Origin of the sequence: Mesorhizobium sp. M7A.F.Ca.CA.004.06.1.1, from assembly GCF_003999135.1 — a bacterium.
In the GTDB taxonomy this organism is placed as follows: Bacteria; Pseudomonadota; Alphaproteobacteria; order Rhizobiales; family Rhizobiaceae; genus Mesorhizobium.
In genome coordinates, this window is sequence record NZ_RZPQ01000956.1 from 1 (window position 1) to 1,877 (window position 1,877).

Sequence of the window (1,877 nt, forward strand, 5' to 3'; positions counted from 1 at the left end):
GAATTCGCCTTGCGCGTTCGCGACATCCTGCGCTCGGTGGATGAGCTGACAGATCTGGCCCGCGCCTCGCGCGACCGGCTGGTGGGACGGTTGCGCATCGGGGTGATCCCGACGATCGCACCCTACCTTTTGCCTGCCATCATCGGCAACCTCGCCCGCATGCATGACGGGCTCGATATCCACGTGCGCGAAACGCAGACGCAGAAGCTGATCCAGGAACTGGCCGACGGCCGGCTCGACGCGGCCATCGTCGCCTTGCCGGTATCGGAAGCGTCGCTGACGGAAATCGTGCTGTTTGCCGAGAACTTCGTGCTGGTCCGGCCCGGCGAGGATGAGGGAAAGCCGGTGCCCAACCGCGAAATGCTGCGCGAGATGCGGCTGCTCCTGCTCGAGGAAGGCCATTGTTTTCGCGACCAGGCGCTGTCGTTCTGCAACATGCATTCGGTGCGCCCAAGGGAGTTGCTGGACGGCAGCTCGCTGTCGACCCTGGTGCAGATGGTCGGCGCCGGCGTCGGCGTCACCTTGATCCCCGAAATGGCCGTGCCGGTGGAGACGCGCTCGGCGGCGGTCTCTATCGCCCATTTCGCCAACCCCCAACCGTCGCGGACGATCGGCATGATCTGGCGCAAGACAAGCCCGATCGCCAAACAGCTGCTGCTTATATCCGAAGTGGTTCGCCAGGCGGCCGAAGCATTGCGCGCGCAGCACGGTTCGGCATCGGTTGCGCAGCCTCCGAATCTGCCGGCAGCGGCCCAATGAAGGCAGGCTGACCTGATCGTCAGCCTGCCGCCTGGAACCGGATTTCGCCCTTGTTGAGGAAGCAGGTCTTGTTGAACAGCGACAGGTCCAGAGCGTTCGGCAACCGCACATCGCTGATATCGGGACATGGCTTCTCCGCCGGATCGTATGACCGATCGATCTGCGAGATGAAGACGAGGATCAGTCCCCTGTCGCGGGCAAAGGCCTTCAGCGTGCGAACCTGCGCCATCAGGTCCGGGTTTTCCCGCTTCTGATCGAGCAGTTGCAGATAATCGATCACCACCAGCGTGCCGCGCGGCGCCGAACCCAATGCCTTGACGATATAGGCGGCACTGATGGCGTCGGAATTATCGAATGTGAACTGGTCGTTGAACTGCACCGGGTCCGCCCCGATGGCGTGAAACCGGTCCAGCACATCCCTTTGCGTATATTCGAGCGTAAAGAACACGCCGCGATGGCCTGATTTCATGGCTTCGACCGCGAGTTCGAGGCTCATCAGCGTCTTGCCGTTTCCGGGTCGCGCACCGACCAGAACCAGGTCGCCGGGCGCAAGTTGCGCAAACAGCATGCCGGCGGGCGCCGCCTCGGCTGCCTTGGCTGCAAGCAGGCTCCAGCTGGTGAACCCTTCCTGTGCTGCAACACGGTCGAGCGCTTCGTGCAGCGCAATCTTGCCCTCGCGAGACAAAAGCCTGGCTTGACGCTTGAGATGGTAGATGGGCGCGGACAACTTCATCGCAAAACCTCCTGGTGCGAGCCGTTTTTGCAATCCCTCCTTATGCCAAGTGCTCGAACAGTCGGTTCGGTGATTGGATAGCGCCCTGCATGAACGATGCTTTCCCGGCGGAGGGAGGTGGCGTGGGCCGCGCCAGAATCAGATGATAGCTCAATCCCTGCGTATCGAAAATCGCGGACCTCCAGGGATCAGGCTCCGGACTCGCGGCTCTTCACGATAGGAATTTTTTCTTGACTTCCTGCCCTCAGCTATGGTACATATTTGTCCATGGTGCTGATTTGCGCCAATGACCCGCCGCACAGGCGGGTTTTCGTTTGATGCTCCGTCAGCCAACGCGCCGACGGCCTCCGAAGGGACCCGCCAACCCGAGTTCGTTGCCCTGCTT

2 protein-coding genes are annotated in these 1,877 nt (G+C 61.8%); one reads left to right on the forward strand and one right to left on the reverse strand.

Features of this window, described 5'->3' with window-relative positions; all coding sequences use genetic code 11:
* A partial coding sequence (locus EN906_RS32620; RefSeq protein WP_127375702.1) for a LysR substrate-binding domain-containing protein occupies positions 1-759 on the forward strand: 759 nt, incomplete at its 5' end.
* A gap of 19 nt (positions 760-778) precedes the next feature.
* Here EN906_RS32620 and EN906_RS32625 read toward each other — a convergent pair.
* Positions 779-1,492, reverse strand: a complete 714-nt coding sequence (locus tag EN906_RS32625) for a DNA helicase (RefSeq protein ID WP_127269043.1) — start codon at positions 1,490-1,492, stop codon at positions 779-781.
* Positions 1,493-1,877 lie beyond the last annotated feature (385 nt).

Bases quoted from the DNA above. Each gene is read 5' to 3' on its own strand.
- EN906_RS32625 (WP_127269043.1), bottom strand. From the start codon at position 1,492: ATGAAGTTGTCCGCGCCCATCTACCATCTCAAGCGTCAAGCCAGGCTT.